Annotated in this window: 19 protein-coding genes; 7 read left to right on the plus strand and 12 right to left on the minus strand. The window is 36.7% G+C overall.

Features of this window, described 5'->3' with window-relative positions; genetic code table 11:
- Positions 1 to 99 precede the first annotated feature (99 nt).
- The 3 genes from MTQ00_RS16940 to MTQ00_RS16950 form a co-directional block, all read right to left on the minus strand.
- Positions 100 to 714 (minus strand): YdeI/OmpD-associated family protein, encoded by a 615-nt coding sequence (locus tag MTQ00_RS16940; protein ID WP_273650392.1) that lies wholly within the window; start codon positions 712 to 714, stop codon positions 100 to 102.
- 7 nt (positions 715 to 721) lie between these two features.
- Entirely contained in the window at positions 722 to 1,849 is a 1,128-nt protein-coding gene (locus tag MTQ00_RS16945) for a serine hydrolase domain-containing protein (RefSeq protein ID WP_273650393.1), read from the minus strand.
- 83 nt (positions 1,850 to 1,932) lie between these two features.
- Positions 1,933 to 3,474, minus strand: coding sequence for a glycine--tRNA ligase (locus tag MTQ00_RS16950; RefSeq protein ID WP_273650394.1), 1,542 nt, complete (start codon positions 3,472 to 3,474; stop codon positions 1,933 to 1,935).
- A gap of 213 nt (positions 3,475 to 3,687) precedes the next feature.
- Between MTQ00_RS16950 and MTQ00_RS16955 the strand changes: the two genes are divergently transcribed.
- The 4 genes from MTQ00_RS16955 to MTQ00_RS16970 all read left to right on the plus strand — a co-directional run bounded on the left by MTQ00_RS16955 (position 3,688) and on the right by MTQ00_RS16970 (position 6,638).
- Positions 3,688 to 4,380, plus strand: coding sequence for an alpha/beta hydrolase (locus MTQ00_RS16955; RefSeq protein ID WP_273650395.1), 693 nt, complete (start codon positions 3,688 to 3,690; stop codon positions 4,378 to 4,380).
- Positions 4,381 to 4,387: 7 nt separating this feature from the next.
- Positions 4,388 to 4,615 carry a hypothetical protein gene (locus tag MTQ00_RS16960; protein ID WP_273650396.1) on the plus strand — a complete coding sequence of 76 codons (228 nt, stop codon included), beginning with the start codon at positions 4,388 to 4,390 and terminating at the stop codon, positions 4,613 to 4,615.
- A gap of 205 nt (positions 4,616 to 4,820) precedes the next feature.
- Positions 4,821 to 5,516: a pseudouridine synthase gene (locus MTQ00_RS16965; protein WP_273650397.1), complete on the plus strand. Its 696-nt coding sequence runs from the start codon at positions 4,821 to 4,823 to the stop codon at positions 5,514 to 5,516.
- 99 nt (positions 5,517 to 5,615) lie between these two features.
- Positions 5,616 to 6,638 (plus strand): quinone-dependent dihydroorotate dehydrogenase, encoded by a 1,023-nt coding sequence (locus MTQ00_RS16970; protein WP_273650398.1) that lies wholly within the window; start codon positions 5,616 to 5,618, stop codon positions 6,636 to 6,638.
- 43 nt (positions 6,639 to 6,681) lie between these two features.
- Here the strand turns inward: MTQ00_RS16970 and MTQ00_RS16975 are convergent, their stop codons facing one another.
- A complete protein-coding gene (locus MTQ00_RS16975) occupies positions 6,682 to 7,566 on the minus strand; it encodes a hypothetical protein (RefSeq protein WP_273650399.1) in 885 nt (294 codons plus the stop codon).
- A gap of 29 nt (positions 7,567 to 7,595) precedes the next feature.
- Positions 7,596 to 8,840: a DUF445 domain-containing protein gene (locus MTQ00_RS16980; protein WP_273650400.1), complete on the minus strand. Its 1,245-nt coding sequence runs from the start codon at positions 8,838 to 8,840 to the stop codon at positions 7,596 to 7,598.
- Positions 8,841 to 8,945: 105 nt separating this feature from the next.
- Here MTQ00_RS16980 and msrB point away from each other — a divergent pair, with 105 nt between their 5' ends.
- The 3 genes from msrB to MTQ00_RS16995 all read left to right on the plus strand — a co-directional run bounded on the left by msrB (position 8,946) and on the right by MTQ00_RS16995 (position 10,938).
- Positions 8,946 to 9,389, plus strand: coding sequence for a peptide-methionine (R)-S-oxide reductase MsrB (gene msrB, locus MTQ00_RS16985; protein WP_172282112.1), 444 nt, complete (start codon positions 8,946 to 8,948; stop codon positions 9,387 to 9,389).
- A 354-nt stretch (positions 9,390 to 9,743) separates the two neighbouring features.
- Positions 9,744 to 10,502, plus strand: a complete 759-nt coding sequence (locus MTQ00_RS16990) for a murein L,D-transpeptidase catalytic domain family protein (protein WP_273650401.1) — start codon at positions 9,744 to 9,746, stop codon at positions 10,500 to 10,502.
- Positions 10,503 to 10,557: 55 nt separating this feature from the next.
- On the plus strand, positions 10,558 to 10,938 hold the full coding sequence (locus tag MTQ00_RS16995; protein ID WP_273650402.1) for a hypothetical protein: 381 nt from the start codon (positions 10,558 to 10,560) through the stop codon (positions 10,936 to 10,938).
- A 52-nt stretch (positions 10,939 to 10,990) separates the two neighbouring features.
- Here the strand turns inward: MTQ00_RS16995 and fabF are convergent, their stop codons facing one another.
- From fabF to MTQ00_RS17030, 7 genes are all read right to left on the minus strand, one after another.
- Positions 10,991 to 12,232 (minus strand): beta-ketoacyl-ACP synthase II, encoded by a 1,242-nt coding sequence (gene fabF, locus MTQ00_RS17000; protein WP_273650403.1) that lies wholly within the window; start codon positions 12,230 to 12,232, stop codon positions 10,991 to 10,993.
- Positions 12,233 to 12,234: 2 nt separating this feature from the next.
- Positions 12,235 to 12,660 (minus strand): PaaI family thioesterase, encoded by a 426-nt coding sequence (locus MTQ00_RS17005; RefSeq protein ID WP_172282119.1) that lies wholly within the window; start codon positions 12,658 to 12,660, stop codon positions 12,235 to 12,237.
- A gap of 9 nt (positions 12,661 to 12,669) precedes the next feature.
- Complete coding sequence (locus MTQ00_RS17010; protein ID WP_273650404.1) at positions 12,670 to 13,938, minus strand: acetyl-CoA C-acetyltransferase; 1,269 nt, start codon at positions 13,936 to 13,938, stop codon at positions 12,670 to 12,672.
- Between the two features lie 11 nt (positions 13,939 to 13,949).
- Complete coding sequence (locus tag MTQ00_RS17015) at positions 13,950 to 14,555, minus strand: TetR/AcrR family transcriptional regulator (RefSeq protein WP_273650405.1); 606 nt, start codon at positions 14,553 to 14,555, stop codon at positions 13,950 to 13,952.
- Positions 14,556 to 14,655: 100 nt separating this feature from the next.
- Positions 14,656 to 15,636: an alpha/beta hydrolase gene (locus MTQ00_RS17020; protein WP_273650406.1), complete on the minus strand. Its 981-nt coding sequence runs from the start codon at positions 15,634 to 15,636 to the stop codon at positions 14,656 to 14,658.
- A gap of 46 nt (positions 15,637 to 15,682) precedes the next feature.
- Positions 15,683 to 16,099, minus strand: a complete 417-nt coding sequence (locus MTQ00_RS17025) for an OsmC family protein (RefSeq protein ID WP_172282127.1) — start codon at positions 16,097 to 16,099, stop codon at positions 15,683 to 15,685.
- A gap of 90 nt (positions 16,100 to 16,189) precedes the next feature.
- On the minus strand, positions 16,190 to 17,062 hold the full coding sequence (locus MTQ00_RS17030; protein WP_273650407.1) for a helix-turn-helix domain-containing protein: 873 nt from the start codon (positions 17,060 to 17,062) through the stop codon (positions 16,190 to 16,192).
- Positions 17,063 to 17,219: the final 157 nt, after the last annotated feature.

Raw genomic sequence — 17,219 nt, forward strand, 5'->3', positions numbered from 1 at the left:
TGGAATTAAGTTTTGCAATACAGTTTATAGCCTGTTTCCATCTCTGCCTGTGACTGAGAGATGATTTTTTAGATGCGTAAATAGATAAAAGATAATGATTTAGGATTTTTTCTCATATTTCCAATTTCTTCCTTTACCTTCTTCTATCCATTCAAGAGCTTGTTCTATCCTTTTATTTCTTGTAGCTTCAGTTTTTGCTTCGGTAATCCAATTGATATACTCTTTTCTAAAAGATGGAGATTTTGATTCAAATACTTTTAAAGCATTTTTATTTTGCTGTAAAGCTTTATTGAAATAATCGGGAATTTCAGTTTCTGTTTTTGTTGGAAGTGCTTTTTTCATGGTTACTCCCATATCTGTTAGTTCCATAGCCTCAAGAATGGCTTTTTTCAAGAGAGCTTTTGAAGGGAGTTCTTCTATTTTAGTAATCTTACCTAAGCTAAACATCGAAGTTTTCTCAGCTGTCGTTTCCAGTTCTGCAATGGTTTTCATTTCCCCGTGAAGCCAAAATCCAAGGCTGCAATATTGTTTGAATGAAGTAATGGAACAAAGTATTTTGCCTTTGTACATAAAAGTAGGAAATTTCCATTTGATCGCCTCTTCTGCATCAGGGCAAAACTCATGAACCGTTTCCCGAAGGTAGCGTAAGATGGGTTTTGCAAAATCGGGGGATTTTTCGATATATTCATCAACCTGTGCGCTGTATTTTTTCATGATCCTTTTAATTAAATAATTTTACGGTTTCGTTCACAAGAAATCTTACCTGGTCTGGTCTTCCTCTGTCATTTTTAGGAGAATTCTCATAGCTTCCTGTTCTTACAATAACCATGTTGTGATCTGGTACCATAATGATATACTGACCTTGAAGTCCAAGAAAATAATAATGTTTAACAGGATTGTCATGATTAATCCAGAGCCCCATCCCATAGATGTCTTCGGATTTTTTTGTAGGGGTTCTCATCAGCTCAATAAAATCAGAATTAAGAACCTCGATACCATCTACCTTGCCATCATCCAGGAATAGCTGTCCGAGCTTTGCAAAATCCCTGGAATTGGAATGAATACAGCAATATGTCTTTTCCATTCGGCTATTATCCACACTCCATTCGGCATTTTGTTCCATGCCTAAAGGAGTCCAGAATTTTTCAGATAAGTAGCTTGCGAGTGTTTGGTTTATTGATTTCTTTATGGCAAATCCCAATAGCTGAGTAGAACCACTTTGATACTCAAACCGTGTCCCGGGTTCTGCTTTAAATCTTTTTGAAAAAGTAGCTTTTAAGAGACTCCTTCCGTAATAGGCTTTTGCATTAGGGCGAAAAGGATTTTTATAATCTTCGTCCCAATCCAGGCCAGATTCCATTTGGGCCAGGTTTTTAAGAGTTAGCTGATTACCTAATTCCTTGTTTTTGAAATCTTCGAAAAAGCTGGAGAATTTTTCGTCAATACTTTTTATTTTACCTTCTTCAAGAGCCTTTCCCAGGAGCATTACAGTCACTGCTTTTGCCATAGAAAAAGAATTCGTTTTAGAAAGCTGGTTATAGCCATTCCAGTACTGCTCATGAAGCAATTTTCCATTTTTAATCACTAAAAAAGAGGCTGTATTGGAGTGGATGAGGTTTTCAACGATTGTTTTAGGTAAAGTACTTTTGTTATAAGCAGGATCTTCTTCCCAAAGCTTTGGAGACTCTGTGGAAATAATATTGCTGGGAAACAGTTTTCCGTCGTCAATGTTGGCACTTGATTTACCTTTCAGATAAGTTTTGGTAATTCCACTGAATAAATAATCATATCCGAAAAGGTAAGCAAAAGCTACACCTGCAGCAGCTCCGCCGATAATATATTTTAGCATTTGTTTAAGATCTGTCTTAAACAAATTTAAAATAAATTAGGGGATAGCAATAAAAAAAGCCCTGAAAAATCAGGGCTCTGTATTTATATTTTAGAAAGTAAATTTCTGAAGTTGGTTTTTTCATCAATGATCCTTCTCAGGTCTGCTACAGGAACTCTTTCCTGTTTCATTGTATCCCTGTCTCTGATGGTTACCGTATGATCCGTAAGAGAATCGTGATCTATTGTTATACAATAAGGAGTACCAATAGCGTCCTGTCTTCTGTATCGTTTTCCGATCGCATCTTTCTCTTCGTAGAATAGATTGAAATCGTATTTCAGATCATTGAATATATTTTCTGCATATTCAGCCAATCCATCTTTCTTCATTAATGGCAAGATAGCAGCTTTGATAGGCGCCAACGCAGGAGGTAGAGATAATACCGTTCTTTCCGAACCGTCTTCCAATACTTCATCTTTAAGGCAGTGAGAGAAGATTGAAAGGAACAACCTGTCTAAACCAACTGAAGTTTCCACAACATAAGGAACATAGTTTTCATTTCTTTCAGGATCGAAGAACTGAAGCTTTCTTCCTGAATACTCTTCGTGGGCTTTGAGGTCGAAATCGGTTCTTGAGTGAATACCTTCCAGTTCTTTGAAACCAAAAGGGAAATTAAATTCGATATCTGCTGCAGCGTTCGCGTAATGCGCTAATTTTTCATGATCATGAAATCTGTAATTTTCATCACCTAAACCTAGGGCACGGTGCCAATTCAGACGTTTTTGCTTCCATTGTTCGTAGAATTCGAGTTCAGTTCCCGGTGCTACAAAAAATTGCATCTCCATTTGTTCGAATTCACGCATTCTGAAAATAAACTGTCTTGCCACAATCTCATTTCTGAAGGCTTTTCCGATCTGGGCAATACCAAAAGGAAGTTTATGACGTGATGTTTTTTGTACGTTTAAGAAGTTAACGAAAATACCCTGAGCTGTTTCTGGTCTAAGATAAAGATCCATTGCAGAATCTGCAGAAGCTCCCAGTTTTGTTCCGAACATCAGGTTGAATTGTCTTACTTCCGTCCAGTTTTTGGAACCTGTATCAGGATCTGCAATTTCAAGCTCTTCAATTAAAGCTTTTACATCAGCAAGATCTTCATTTTCAAGGGACTTTGCCAACCTGGAAAGAATTGCCTCTCTTTTTGCCCTGTACTCTAGAATTTTTGGATTTGTAGCAACAAATTGATCTTTATCAAAAGCATCACCAAATCTTTTCGCTGCCTTTTCAATTTCTTTGTTCTCTTTATCTTCAATTTTAGCACAATAATCTTCAACCAAAACATCTGCTCTGAAACGTTTCTTAGAATCCTTGTTGTCAATCAACGGATCATTAAATGCATCCACGTGGCCCGAAGCTTTCCAAGTAGTAGGGTGCATCAGGATAGCTGAATCAATACCTACAATATTTTCGTTAAGCTGTACCATCGCTTTCCACCAATATTGTTTGATATTATTTTTCAGTTCAGCTCCGTTCTGCCCATAATCATAAACAGCGGATAAACCGTCATAGATCTCACTGGAAGGGAAAATAAAACCATATTCTTTAGCGTGAGAAATCACTTTCTTGAAAACATCTTCTTGCTTTGCCATAATTTTTTTACGTCTGATTTGCAAAAATATGAATTTGGATTCCAAAATCATGAAATTCAACAAAAAAAGCGGCTAAAAAAGAAATTTTCTTTCTCTTTTGATTTTTAGCGAACTAAGAATCTATCTTTTTGGAAAGAAAATACGAATAGGATTGTTTTTATTGTCTTATTTTGAGACAATTTGTCGAAATTTGTTTTGATTAAAGATTTTACGATGAGAAAAATCAGTTTTATATTTTTGGCTTTTATTTTGTCTGTTCATCTGTTTTCTGCCCAGAAAATACCTGAAGGAAAAGTGGTAACAACTTTCATTACCGCAAAAACACTTCATAACAAAGCCGGTGAAAACCCTAAGCGGAGAATTTCAGTCTATCTTCCTCCGGATTATGAAAAATCTTTAAAAAGGTATCCTGTTATATATTATTTACACGGTTTTTTTTGGAATGACAGTCTTTTGGTAGGCAGTGATAGAATCAATCATATTATCGACCGCGCAATCGAAGCAAAAAAGATAAAACCTGTAATTATTGTTATGCCTGATGAAAGTACAGTTTTTAAGGGAAGCTTCTATGCCAATTCGAAATCGTCCGGAAACTGGTCCGATTTCACTTCTCTTGAACTGGTGGAGTTTATTGATAAAAATTATAGAACGATTTCCAGTAAAGACAGTCGCGGAATTTCAGGACATTCTATGGGCGGAAACGGAGCGCTTCGAAATGCATTTCTTCATCCGGATGTTTTTTCATCTGTATACGCTTTATCTCCGGGAATTCTGGATGCCAGGTATTTTGCTTTGACAGAAATTGAATCTTATAAAAACGTACAGAATATTAAAGAAGTCAAGGATCTTTCAAAACCTGAAAACTCAAGAACCAATATTATTTTTTGCCATTGCCAGAGCTTATAACGGAAATGTGAATAAGCCTCCTTTTTTTGCTGATCTCCCATTTTATTTTCAGGGAGATGATCTGAAAATAGACGCTCTTGTCCTGGACGAACTCAAGAAAAATTCTACTTCAGAGCTGGTTTTCACGCAATATGAAAACATCAAAAAACTGAAGGCGATAAAATTTGATTGGGGCCGAAATGATGAGCTTAAGCATATTCCACCAAGCTGTATGAGTTTAAGCAAAAAATCTTGAAATATTAAAAATAAAGCATGAAGCCGAAGAATATATCGGAACACATGGAAGTGAGGTTAGCAAAGAAAACGGACGAATTGAAAATCAAATGTTACCTTTTTTCAATACGCATTTGAAATTTGAGGAATAATGTATACTATAAAATTTTCATAGTATTTTCGTAGCAGTTAAGAGTAAATAGATAAGAATCCTCTATTTTTGCTCCATGTTAGAAATTCTTTATCGCGACGAACATCTTATTGCCATCAATAAACCGAGCGGTTTACTGGTGCATAAGTCCTTTTACTCCGGGGAAGCGGATACTTATGCTATTCAGGAACTGAGAAAGCAGATTGGTCAAAAAGTTTATCCGGTGCATCGTCTCGATAGAAAAACTTCAGGAGTTTTGCTGTTTACACTAGATAAAGAAACTTTGAGAACAATGAGTGACCGGTTTGCATCACGGGAGGTGGAAAAGAAATACATCGCAATTCTTCGTGGTTGGGCAAAAGAAGAAGAAACCATTGATTATGATTTAGTTAATGAAGACGAGGTAAAGCAAAAAGCAGTTACGTATTATCATCGTTTACAGACTTCAGAAATAGAATTGCCTTTTTTAAAACATCAGACGTCAAGATATTGTTTAGTTGAAGCCATTCCAGAAACGGGGCGGTTTCATCAGCTGAGAAAGCATTTTAAGCATATTCTGCATCCTATTTTAGGCTGTCGTAAGCATGGATGCAATAAACAAAACAAGTTGTGGCTTCAGACATTTGGCATCAACAAAATGACGCTTCATGCCCATCAATTGGTTTTTAATCACCCAGTTTCTAATGAAAGGATTACGGTAAATGCAACGATAGACGATGAGTTTAAAAGAGTAGGAGGCATTCTTAATTTCGACTTGAGCTCGTATTCTTAACCTCTCATATTTTGCCGTTTCAATTTCATTTTTGATAAAATATCAAAAGTTAATACGACCATTAATTTAATTTGAGTATTTTTGTCAAACTTTTTTTCAATGTACAAAAGTATCATCAGACCCATTCTGTTCAAATTTGATCCCGAGGAAGTTCATCATTTAACATTTTCAATGCTTAAGAATTTTGGATTTCTCACCAAACTATTTTTTCCTAAACCAATCGAAGATAAACGTCTTGAAAGAGAAGTTTTTGGCTTGAAATTTAAAAATCCGGTAGGCTTGGCAGCCGGTTTTGATAAGAATGCAGTGCTTTTTGAAGAACTCGCTGATCTTGGTTTTGGTTTTGTGGAAATCGGAACACTTACACCCAAAGGCCAACCGGGAAATGACAAGAAAAGACTTTTTCGCTTAAAAGGAGATTCAGCCATTATCAATAGGATGGGCTTCAACAATGAAGGAGTAGATGCTGCTGTTGAAAGGCTTAAGAAAAATAAAAATGTACTGATCGGTGGAAACATCGGGAAAAATAAAGTAACTTCTAATGAAGAAGCGGTAAATGATTACAAAATTTGTTTTGAGAAACTTTTTCCGTATGTAGACTATTTTGTTGTTAATGTAAGCTCGCCTAATACACCCAACCTCCGCGAACTTCAGGATAAAGAACCTTTAACTCAGCTTTTGGGAACTTTGCAACAAATGAATAACGGAAAAGCCAATCCAAAACCTATCCTTCTAAAAATAGCACCTGACCTATCCGATGATCAGTTGTTGGACATTATCGATATTGTAAAAGATACTAAAATAGCGGGAGTTATAGCAACCAATACTACACTTTCCCGCGAGAATCTTAGTTCCGAGAATAAATCTGAAACCGGAGGATTATCAGGAAAACCACTAACTAAAAGATCTACAGAAGTGATCCGTTTTCTTTCTGAAAAGAGCGGTAGAGCATTTCCGATTATCGGAGTGGGAGGAATCCATTCTGCAAAAGATGCAATTGAAAAGCTTGATGCAGGAGCAAGCCTTATCCAGCTTTATACAGGATTTATTTATGAGGGTCCGGAATTGATCAATGAGATCAACAAAGAACTTTTAAAAAGGGCTTCAAGACTACCTAGATAAGGAAGCATATTCCAAATCTGATCAGTAATGGCAGGTCTTGCATCTATTTTGATTTTGTAACTGAAGCATTGTTACGATCTACAACCAAGGTATAAGCAGGGCTTGTTGTTGTCTTTTTAATAGCGAACTTTAAAACTTTAGAATCTTTAGTTTTGGTTACTACAGTATCGTAAATATTATTGATACAGCTTTCTGTAAGAAAATCTTCGTGTTTTTTATAGTTCCAGTCGCTGGTAAAGTATAATACCCTATAGCCCTTTTCTCCTTCACTGGCACCACACATTCCGCAGGCATTGAAATTGGACGTATGCTCAAAATATAACAGAATCCTGTTTCCCGATTGATCTGAAACGTATGATACCAGTTCATTACCTCCGTAAGAATCTATAAAATCATAGGTGTTTATTTTTTTATTATTGGGCAGGATCAGATAATTATTAAATCTGTAGATCATGTTGTTTTTGGTAAACAAACTTGCAGATTGTGCTTTATTTCCTAAAATGAATTTACCTTGGACTTCTTTATTGGACCGATCATTTTTAAAAATGAAGCTTTCTTTGGGGTTCAGCGTCTTAGCAATACTGTCAGTTTTTTCAATCCATTGAGGTGATGTAATCTTTTCTCCCAATATTTTTGAACTCTGTTTTTGCTTATTTCCAAAATTATAGAGGTATAGGTTTCCATAATCGTAAATACCGGTGAGCGGAATTTTTTTCTGATATTTATCGTAGAAATACCAGCCGTCTATAAAGTGCTGATATTGGCTGCAATCCACGATACCCCTATAATGCAATTGCATGGTAACAGGAATTCCTGCAACTTCCCCTTTAAAGATCTGGGAAGAATCATTAACTACTTTGAGTTCTATTTTTTGAGCGAGGGAAAAGAAGTCTATGGAACACAGGAGTAATAAAAATAGTTTTTTCATGCGGGTTTTATGGTTAGTTTTTAGTTGTATTAAATAAAGAAATGAGCAATTGTATAAATGATCAATCCAACCAATCCACCGACTAATGTACCATTTACACGGATAAACTGTAGGTCTTTACCCACCTCAAGCTCCATTTTCTCACTTAATTCTTTGCCTTTCCAGTTTCCGACAGTGGAGCTGATGAGGTTTCCAAATTGGTGAGTGTTTCTCAGAATATATTTATAGGCAGTAACGCGTACCCAATGATCTATTTTGTTTTGAAGTTTTTCGTCAGTTTTTAAGTTCTCTGAAAACTCATTTAAATTTTTGGAGATATAATTTTTTAAAGAGGAGTGATCTTCCTGAAGTTCTTTTGTTAAAGTGTTTTTAATGGAAGACCAGATGTCATTCGAATACTGGCTGAGTTTATCGTTTTTAAGGATCTCATTTTTAATGTTCTTAAACTCACCTTCCCATTTAGGGTCTTCTTTCAGATCCGATGAAAATTCATAGATCTTCTTTGAGATTAATGATCTGATTTCATGTTGAGGATCTTCCTCCACTTCTTTAAAGAAATCGGATAATCCATTGGCAATTTTTTCTGCAATTTTATTGTCAACAAATGACGGGATAAAAGAATAACTTCCTTTTTTTACACGCTCCTCGATCATCTCATCATTTTCTATGATGTATTCTTTGATTTGCTTTGATAGATTGGTTATAATCCGCTGATGGTCATTTTTATCCAGCAAATAGTTAATTCCGTTTCCAATGATCACATTAAGCTTTATCCCATTGGACATTTCGGAGACTTTTTTGGTAATAAAATCACTGACCACTGAATCGTCAAGCTTATTGAGGATATCCAGAACAATATCGGATAGATTTTTAATTAAAATTTCCTGGTTTTTTTCTTTGGTAAGCCATTCGCCTACGAAATTGGATATTTTAAGTTTCTGAATGTAAGGGCGTATGTTCTGTGGTGAAAGAAAATTGGTCACTACAAAACTTCCGAGATTATCTCCGAGTCTTTCTTTGCTGTTTTCAATCAGGTTGGTATGTGGAATAGGAAGCCCCAGTGGATGTCGGAATAAAGCAGTTACGGCAAACCAATCGGCCAGGGCTCCCACCATTGCAGCCTCGGAGAATGCGCGGACGTATCCTATCCAATGTGAAGGATTTGTCTTTTGAAGGACTGTTGTAATGACAAAAATAATTGCCATCAATACAAATAATCCTGTCGCAAATGCTTTGTATTTTCTTAGTTGTTTTCTTTTGGCTTCATCATTCATATGATCAAATTTAGTAAATTTGGTTATGAAATTTTTAATTTCATTAATACTAATTGTTTTTCTGCAATCATATTCGCAGAATCATAACCCATCAAAATTACATCTATGGAAAACGAAGCAAAAAACAATCCATACTATTCAAGAACAGATACCACAAAACTGGAAGTTCCCAATGAAGAATGGAAGAAAATCCTGGCTCCCGATTTGTACGCCGTATCAAGAGAAGCTGCTACTGAGAGAGCTTTCACGGGAAAATATAATGAGTTCGATGAAACAGGTGAATATTATTGTGCCGTTTGCGGAAACCATTTATTTCGCTCTACCTCAAAGTTTGCAAGCAGTTGCGGATGGCCCAGCTTTTTTGAAGCGGATAAAGAAGGAGTTTATTATAAAAGAGATACAACTTATGGAATGGAAAGAGTAGAGGTGCTTTGTAAACGTTGTGATTCGCATTTGGGGCATGTTTTTGATGATGGTCCCAAACCAACAGGACTACGTTATTGTATGAATTCTGTAAGTCTGGAATTTGTCCCGGATTCTAAAAACTAGATTTTCGATGAATAGTTCTATCTGATCTTTACTATTTTCAATGAATCTACAATAAGTAAGAATTTTCTTAATATAAAGATGCTTATTGTAGAATATTAAATTATTGAAGATTTATATGCAGGAATTCCTTGCGAAGTATTTCCTCATGTTATAGCAAAACCCGTAAAATCGCAGTATCGCATAAAATCAATGCGACAGGAATTGATCCGAAATGCGTTAAAATAACGGCTTTAATTCACAGAATCAGGAAGTTAAAGTTTCTTAAATAGCGTTAAACTTCGGTTTGTTTTTCCTGTCGCGTAATTATGTTTTTATAATTTTGCCCCACTAATTTATATTTTACATAGTTATTGAATGAAAGGATTATATAGCCTCTTGGGCTTTGCGTACATGGTTACAACTTCATTTTACATTTCTCCGGAGAAAACGAATTTAAGAAGTGAAACCATTGGCACAGAAAAAATTGAAAGAGTAGCTGACACGAAATCTGAGAAGACAACCAATGCGGTATCTTCATCAGAAGAATTATATAAATCAATTGCATTCGCACCAGGACATGAACTTAATGAAGAGGTGTTCTTTAAAGCCTTAACAGGATTTGAAAATTTAAAAAAAGCAGGATTACTGAGTCAGGATTCACATTTACTGACAGTCTGCGATTTTTCGATGTCCTCCAATACCAACAGGCTATGGGTAATTGATACACAGGAAAAGAAAGTTTTGTTTAATTCTTTGGTTGCCCATGGTAAAAATACAGGAGAGGAGTTTGCAACCAATTTTTCAAATAATGAAAGCTCGCTTCAAAGCAGTATGGGATTCTATATTACCGATGCTACCTATAACGGAGATAACGGATATTCTCTAAGGTTGCTTGGGATGGATAAAGGATTTAATGATGCGGCTTACAGAAGAGCGATTGTAATGCACGGAGCAAATTATGTAAGTGAAGAATTTGCAGCAATGCATAAAAGAATCGGGAGAAGCTGGGGATGTCCTGCCATTCCGAAAGACCTTACGGCTCCAATTATTAATACCATAAAAGGAAGAAATTGTCTGTTTATTTATTATCCGGATCAAAATTATCTTTCTTCCTCAGAGTGGTTAAAGTCTTAATAAGAATTGTTATCAATAAGTATAAAGACGATTTGAACATAAACTAAAAGGTCGTATGAAATCTACAGGTGAGTATATTCCTGCTTTCAGGTTATCGAGTAATCCAGATCAGACAAGCAGATTTGAGACAGGTAAAATACCCACTTTGAAGCCCATGAATACCAGGACTTTTTGGATTAGTACGATAACAGAAGAATGGGAAAAACATACGCATCCGGCTCCACGGAGACAGTATGTGATCACATTAAAAGGAAATATTTTATTTAAAGTTAGTGATGGTTCTACATTTCTAATTGAACCGGGAATAATTCTTATAGCAGAGGATACTGATGGAGTTGGACATAGTTGGGAAATAGTGGAAGGAGAAAAATGGGAAAGACTTTATATTCCAATTGAAGAGGGGGAAGATGATTTTTTTATTCCTGAATCAGAATAAAATAGAAAGCAGTCAATTTTGACTGCTTTTTTATTTTTATTAAACTAATTCCTTAGCTAAACTTCTTGAAAATCAAGGTCGCATTGTGTCCACCGAATCCGAAAGCATTACTTAAAGCATACGTAATATCTTTTTCTTTAGCCTCATTAAATACGATATTGACATCTTTAGGGATGGCAGGATCTATCTCGTGAAGATTAATGGTTGGTGGAATGATTCCGTTCTCAATTGCTTTAATTGAAAGTATGGCTTCCGCAGCACCCGCTGCCCCTAATAAGTGCCCTGTCATTGATTTTGTACCACTTATATCAAGTTTTTTACTTCCTTTGAAAAGGCTGTTGATCGCTTTTAATTCAATAAGATCTCCTAAAGGCGTTGAGGTCGCGTGGGGATTGATATAATCAATATCTTCTGCATTAATTCCGGCTTCGTTAAGAGATAACTGCATAGCTTTTATAGCACCTGCTCCTTCAGGATGCGGAGCGGTCATGTGATAAGCATCTGCTGTCATGGCAGCACCTACCAGTTCGGCGTAGATTTTTGCTCCTCTGCTTTTGGCATGTTCATATTCTTCAAGGACCAATGATCCTGCTCCTTCACCGATTACAAAACCATCTCTGTCTACATCATAAGGACGGCTTGCTGTAGCAAAATCGTCGTTTCGCGTAGACATTGCTTTCATGCCGGAGAATCCGCCCACGGAAGCTGGAGTAATACCAGCCTCTGAACCTCCGCTTATGATTACTTTTGCTTTACCCAAACGGATATAATTAAAAGCATCCATTAAAGCTGTATTTCCGGTGGCACACGCGGAAACTGTCGTATAGTTGATTCCCTGCAGTCCGTATTTCATAGAAATCATTCCTGAAGCCATGTTGGCAATGAATTTTGGAACGAAGAACGGATTGAAACGCGGTATGCCCTCACCACCATAATATTCTGCGACTTCATTTTCGAAGGTTAGCATACCTCCCTGTCCTGTTCCCCAGATAACACCTGTATCGAATGGATCCATCGTCTCAAAATCCAATCCTGAATCTTCAATTGCTTCAGCAGAGGCATACATTGCATACTGAGTGAAGAGATCACTTCTTTTTATTTCATTATGGTTCAAATATTTTTTAGGGTCGAAATCTTTTACCTCACAAGCAAAATGAACTTTAAATTTTTCAGCATTAAAATGCTTGATTAAAGCCGTTCCGCTTACTCCATTAATACTGTTTTGCCAGAAATCTGCGACATTGTTTCCCAAGGGTGTAACTGCACCCAGTCCTGTAATGACAACTCTTTTCATACTTAGTTACTGATTTTAAATAAATTGGAGGTTCCTCTAGCAATGAGTCTTGTTTTATCTGCGTTCCATATCTCGCATTGGGCATTTACAAATTGCTTCCCCCTTTTAATGATTTTAGTTTCGGCTACAATATTATCATTTTCTTTCGCAGTTGAAAAATAATCGATGACATTATTTATGGTTGTAATGAAAGAATTTTCATTTAAGGAAAACATCGTAGCACCGATGATGTCATCCACAATAGCCGCGGTTACTCCGCCATGAAGATTACCGATTGGATTCAGCCATTCCGGGCGAACGGTATATTGAAACTCCAGATTTCCTTCCTCTACAGAAATTACAATAGGATTCAGCCATTTCATAAATGGAGAAGGGGACTGATCAAATTCTTTTCCAATAAATTGTCTTAATTGTTCTAATCGATCCATATAATACTTTTACTTTTCTATAATCATGGTGATACCTTGCCCTCTTGCTGCACAAATAGAAATAAAACCTTTCCCGCTTCCTTTTTGGTTTAAAAGCTTAGCCAGTGTAGCGATAATTCTGCCTCCGGTTGCGGCAAACGGGTGAGCAGCTGCAAGGCTTCCGCCTTTTACATTCAGCTTATTTCTGTCTATTTTTCCCAAAGCTTTTTCTAATCCGAATTTTTTGGCGAGGTCATCATTCTCCCAGATCTTAATTGTTGCCAAAACTTGTGCTGCAAAAGCTTCGTGGATTTCGTAATAATCAAAATCTTCAAGGTTCATTCCTGCTTTTTTCAACATTCTGTCTGCGGCAAAAACCGGTGCAAGAAGTAAATTTTGTCTGTTTTCCACATATTCTATTCCTGCTATTTCGGAAAAGGTAATATAGGCCAGGATGGGAAGATTGTTGGCCTTAGCCCATTCCTCACTGGCCAATAAGACAGCAGAGGCCCCATCTGTAAATGGAGTAGAATTTCCTGCAGTGAGTGTTCCGTTTTGTTTATCAAATGCGGGTTTTAACTGAGCCAGTTTTTCAAGGCTGGTATCAAGGCGTAAATTATTATCCTTCTCTAAACCAAATGCGGGTGTGATCATATCATTGAAGAATCCTTCCTCGTAAGCCTTAGCCATATTTTGGTGACTTTTGAAAGCCAGCTGATCCTGGTCTTCACGTGATATCTGATAATATTTTGCGGTAATTTCAGTATGTTCACCCATTACCAATCCTGTTTTAGGTTCCTGTCCCTTGTATGGAATAGGCATCCAGTCTTTCAATGACGGGCTTAAGAGATGTTTCAGCTTTCCAAAAGCTGATTTTTCTTTATTTGCTTTTAAAAGAGCCTTTCTCAATTTGGGGGACGATTCGAAGGGGATATTGCTCATAGCTTCTACTCCGCAGGCGATACCGCTTTCTATTTGTCCAAGGGCGATTTTATTCCCAATATATATAGCTGCTTCGATTCCTGTATCACATGCTTGCTGAAGATCACATGCCGGAGTTGCCGGATCCAGAGATGTATTCATTACTGTTTCTCTGATGAGGTTGCTTTCCGATATGTGCTTAATAACTGCTCCGCCTGCAACTTCACCAAGTAGTTTTCCTGTGAGCTGATAACGGTCAATCAGTCCGTTTAAGGCAGAAAGCAGCAAATCCTGATTCCCTTTATCTGCATAAGCAGTGTTCATTCTGGCAAAAGGAATTCTGTTGTATCCTACGATGGCCACTTTTTTTGTTTCCATATGATAAAAATTTATGATGGAATAATATTGAGTTCCTGGTCTATGATTAAAAGGATCCTGTCTAAAGCAAGGTTCAGATAGGTTTCATTACCTGTTGTTTTGGAAAGAAGTATACCGCCTTCAATAAGCATAATGAATAATGAGGCCATTTCATCTGCATTTACTTTTTCATTGAATTCTCCGCTTTGCTGGCCTTCCTGAATAGCTGCTGAAATTTTTTTGATCCAGGCCTGAAAAGATAGGGTAACCTGATTTTTCAGGATAGGAAAAGTGTCATCAGACTCTGTAGCGGCATTCATCAGCGGGCATCCTCCATTAAGGAAAACATCCTTCCAGCTTTTACGGTAAAAATTGACAATAGCTTTTAATTTATCCACAGCCAGAGGAAAGTCTTCTCCTAGTGATCTGGACATGCTTCTACTCAGAAAAGTTGAGTTATACTTGTAAGCTTCAAGAGCTACTTCATCTTTGTTTTCAAAATTTCCGTAAATACTGCCCTTTGTTAGTCCTGTTGCTTCCGTAATGTCCGAAAGCGTCGTTGAGAGATAGCCTTTCTTATTAAATAAGGGAGCAGTAGTCTCAATAATGAACTGTTTGGTCTTTTCTGCTTTTGACATAATCATGAAATTATATGCAAATATACGAAAATATACCAAATGGTATATTTAGAATAAAAACTAAGTCTGAACTTGAATATTAGTCCAGACTTAAGATATTTTATTTAAAGAGAGCTTCTTTTATTGTGGAAGCTGCCTGGGCAAGAGATTCCTGAATTGCCGGAATATGAGCTATAGGATTTAATAATCCATAATCATGGATAAAACCTTTATACACTGCAAGTGTAGTAGGAACACCGGCTTCATCAAGCTTTCTTCCATACGCTACCGCTTCGTCATGAAGAATATCATTCTCAGCTATCTGGATCAATGCAGGAGGTAATCCTTTTAACTCTTCAAGAGATGCCTTATTTGGAGAAGCATATTTTTCTTTTCTTTTTTCAAGATCTGTAGTATAATTGTCCCACATCCATTTCATTAACGGAGTTGTTAAGAACCTTTCCTGCGCATACTTTTCATAAGATTCTCTTGTGAAATCTGAGTCAGTAACTGGCCATAATAAAACCTGGTATTGAAGTTCCGGTCCTTTTTTATCCTTTGCCATCAGAGCAACTACAGCAGCCATATTTCCACCTACGCTGTTTCCTGCAACAGCCAATTTAGAGCCATCCACTCCGATTTCTTTGCCATTTTCGGAAACCCATTTTGTAGCTGCATAGGCCTGATTGATAGCAGTAGGATACTGAGCTTCCGGAGATGGAGTGTAATCAGGGAATACAGCGACGGCTCCACTTTTTACAACCAAATCTCTTACTAATCTTTTATGAGTAGGGAAATCTCCTAATACCCATCCCCCTCCATGGAAAAACATAAATACAGGAAGGTTATCGTTTGCTCCTTTGGGTTTTACAATATGAATATTTAATGAAATACCGTCCTGGGTAATCTTTTTTTCAAATTCTTCAATATCTGAATAATCAAAGTTTACAGAGGCTTGTGCTCCTACAAGAACCTGTCTTGCATCTTCAGGAGACATTTCTTCAATTGGTTTTCCGCCTCCACTGTTAAGATCCTTAAGAAAAACGCGGATATCTTTTAAAATATGGGGATCATTTTCTGCGGGTTGAACATTGTGTGACATAATGTTGGGTTTTTAAGGTTGGTAATTGGTTATAATAGTAGGTTGATTATGCTAAAGTTGCGTTGAGTGTAATTTCAAAATTGAAAGCGGCACTTACCGGGCATCCTTCTTCAGCAATTTTAGCATATTTTTGAAAGTCTTCTTCTGAAAGTCCTGGAACTTTTGCGGTTAAAGTCAATTCAGATTTAGTAATTTTTCCAATACTTGGATCAAGAGTAATAACAGAGGTTGTTTTAAGTTCCTCAGGGGTAAATCCGGCCTGTGATAATTCAGCGCTTAATTTCATGGTAAAGCATCCTGCATGGGCAGCCGCCAATAATTCCTCAGGATTTGTTCCTACACCATCGGCAAATCTGCTGTTGAAAGAATACTGAGTTTCATTTAATGTGGTGCTTTGAGTTGTTAGGTGTCCGTTTCCTTCTTTGATGTTGCCATTCCAAACGGCTGTTGCGTTACGTTTCATAATGTTTTGTTTTTTAGTTAATATTTAATTTGTTTTTTTGACATGACAAAGGTATGTCACATCAAGGTTGGTTTCAATAGATAAAAAGGCTTAAGTATTGTACTTTTTTCCCGAAGAGTAATTTTTCTTAAAATGAGCCGGTGTGCTGCCTACCTTATTGGTGAATAATCTGTTAAAGTACGCGGGGTCCTCATAGCCAAGATCATAAGCTATTTCTTTTACCGGTTTATCCGTATAGAACAATAGTCTTTTTGCCTCCAGCAAAATTCTGTTGATAATGAGTTGATTGGGAGATTCCAGGTTTAGGTTTTTAAACTTGTGGGTCAATGTTTTCGGCGCAATATGCAATAACTCGGCATAGTCGGCCACATTGTGTTTTTGTCTGAAATGAATTTCAAGGTTTCTGCTGAAATCCCTGAATACATCGAGATCATTATTCGGGATGCTTACCCTTTCCGTTTCCAGGTTTTGTTTTTTCCACTTTCTGGTAGAATGAATGATGATCTGTTTCAAATAGGTCCTTATCATTTCTTCGTTAGAGGATTGCTTCCATTCAAGTTCATCCTTTATATTTTTTAGCAAATTTCTGATAATTACTGCCTCCTCTGGATTCAGCTCTACCTTTGGAATTTCAAATATATTATGGAAAAGGATCCCGTCGCAGGCTACTTCCTTATCATGAATCTGAATACAATAGAAATCTCTGTTGTAATGTAATAATATGGATTCATCAGGATTTCCCTTCTTTATATCCAAATATTGATTGGTTAAAAAGAACAGGGTTGGAACTGTAGTTTTGTAATGGTTAAAATCCACACTCAGTTCATATCCCGGAGGAATAAAGAATATTTTGATCTCGGAAGTCAATTTATTTTCCTTTAAAATGCCAAGATTTTCTTCAGAAAAAACATCGAATCCAAATTTTTTATAGGAGTCTTCAAAAATAAAACTTTGTCGCAGCATTGGTATACTTTAAGAATAAAGATACAAAAAAGCTGGGTGCAGATGTATTAAATCCCTGAAACAGATCCTTGATTACAATAAAAGTCACTTTTGAATCTCTCTGTCAATAAAAAAACTTTGATATGATCGGGATTTGTAACCTGTTGCTTTATAGAGT

Origin of the sequence: Chryseobacterium sp. B21-037, assembly GCF_028570785.1 — a bacterium.
Classification (GTDB): domain Bacteria; phylum Bacteroidota; class Bacteroidia; order Flavobacteriales; family Weeksellaceae; genus Chryseobacterium; species Chryseobacterium proteolyticum.

Bases quoted from the DNA above. Each gene is read 5' to 3' on its own strand.
- MTQ00_RS16940 (WP_273650392.1), bottom strand. From the start codon at position 714: ATGAAAAAATACAGCGCACAGGTTGATGAATATATCGAAAAATCCCCC.
- MTQ00_RS16990 (WP_273650401.1), top strand. From the start codon at position 9,744: ATGAAAGGATTATATAGCCTCTTGGGCTTTGCGTACATGGTTACAACT.
- MTQ00_RS17020 (WP_273650406.1), bottom strand. From the start codon at position 15,636: ATGTCACACAATGTTCAACCCGCAGAAAATGATCCCCATATTTTAAAA.
- MTQ00_RS17015 (WP_273650405.1), bottom strand. From the start codon at position 14,555: ATGTCAAAAGCAGAAAAGACCAAACAGTTCATTATTGAGACTACTGCT.
- MTQ00_RS17030 (WP_273650407.1), bottom strand. From the start codon at position 17,062: ATGCTGCGACAAAGTTTTATTTTTGAAGACTCCTATAAAAAATTTGGA.
- MTQ00_RS17005 (WP_172282119.1), bottom strand. From the start codon at position 12,660: ATGGATCGATTAGAACAATTAAGACAATTTATTGGAAAAGAATTTGAT.
- MTQ00_RS16980 (WP_273650400.1), bottom strand. From the start codon at position 8,840: ATGAATGATGAAGCCAAAAGAAAACAACTAAGAAAATACAAAGCATTT.
- MTQ00_RS16945 (WP_273650393.1), bottom strand. From the start codon at position 1,849: ATGCTAAAATATATTATCGGCGGAGCTGCTGCAGGTGTAGCTTTTGCT.
- MTQ00_RS16970 (WP_273650398.1), top strand. From the start codon at position 5,616: ATGTACAAAAGTATCATCAGACCCATTCTGTTCAAATTTGATCCCGAG.
- MTQ00_RS17025 (WP_172282127.1), bottom strand. From the start codon at position 16,099: ATGAAACGTAACGCAACAGCCGTTTGGAATGGCAACATCAAAGAAGGA.
- MTQ00_RS16950 (WP_273650394.1), bottom strand. From the start codon at position 3,474: ATGGCAAAGCAAGAAGATGTTTTCAAGAAAGTGATTTCTCACGCTAAA.
- fabF (WP_273650403.1), bottom strand. From the start codon at position 12,232: ATGAAAAGAGTTGTCATTACAGGACTGGGTGCAGTTACACCCTTGGGA.
- msrB (WP_172282112.1), top strand. From the start codon at position 8,946: ATGGAAAACGAAGCAAAAAACAATCCATACTATTCAAGAACAGATACC.
- MTQ00_RS16965 (WP_273650397.1), top strand. From the start codon at position 4,821: ATGTTAGAAATTCTTTATCGCGACGAACATCTTATTGCCATCAATAAA.
- MTQ00_RS16975 (WP_273650399.1), bottom strand. From the start codon at position 7,566: ATGAAAAAACTATTTTTATTACTCCTGTGTTCCATAGACTTCTTTTCC.
- MTQ00_RS17010 (WP_273650404.1), bottom strand. From the start codon at position 13,938: ATGGAAACAAAAAAAGTGGCCATCGTAGGATACAACAGAATTCCTTTT.
- MTQ00_RS16995 (WP_273650402.1), top strand. From the start codon at position 10,558: ATGAAATCTACAGGTGAGTATATTCCTGCTTTCAGGTTATCGAGTAAT.
- MTQ00_RS16955 (WP_273650395.1), top strand. From the start codon at position 3,688: ATGAGAAAAATCAGTTTTATATTTTTGGCTTTTATTTTGTCTGTTCAT.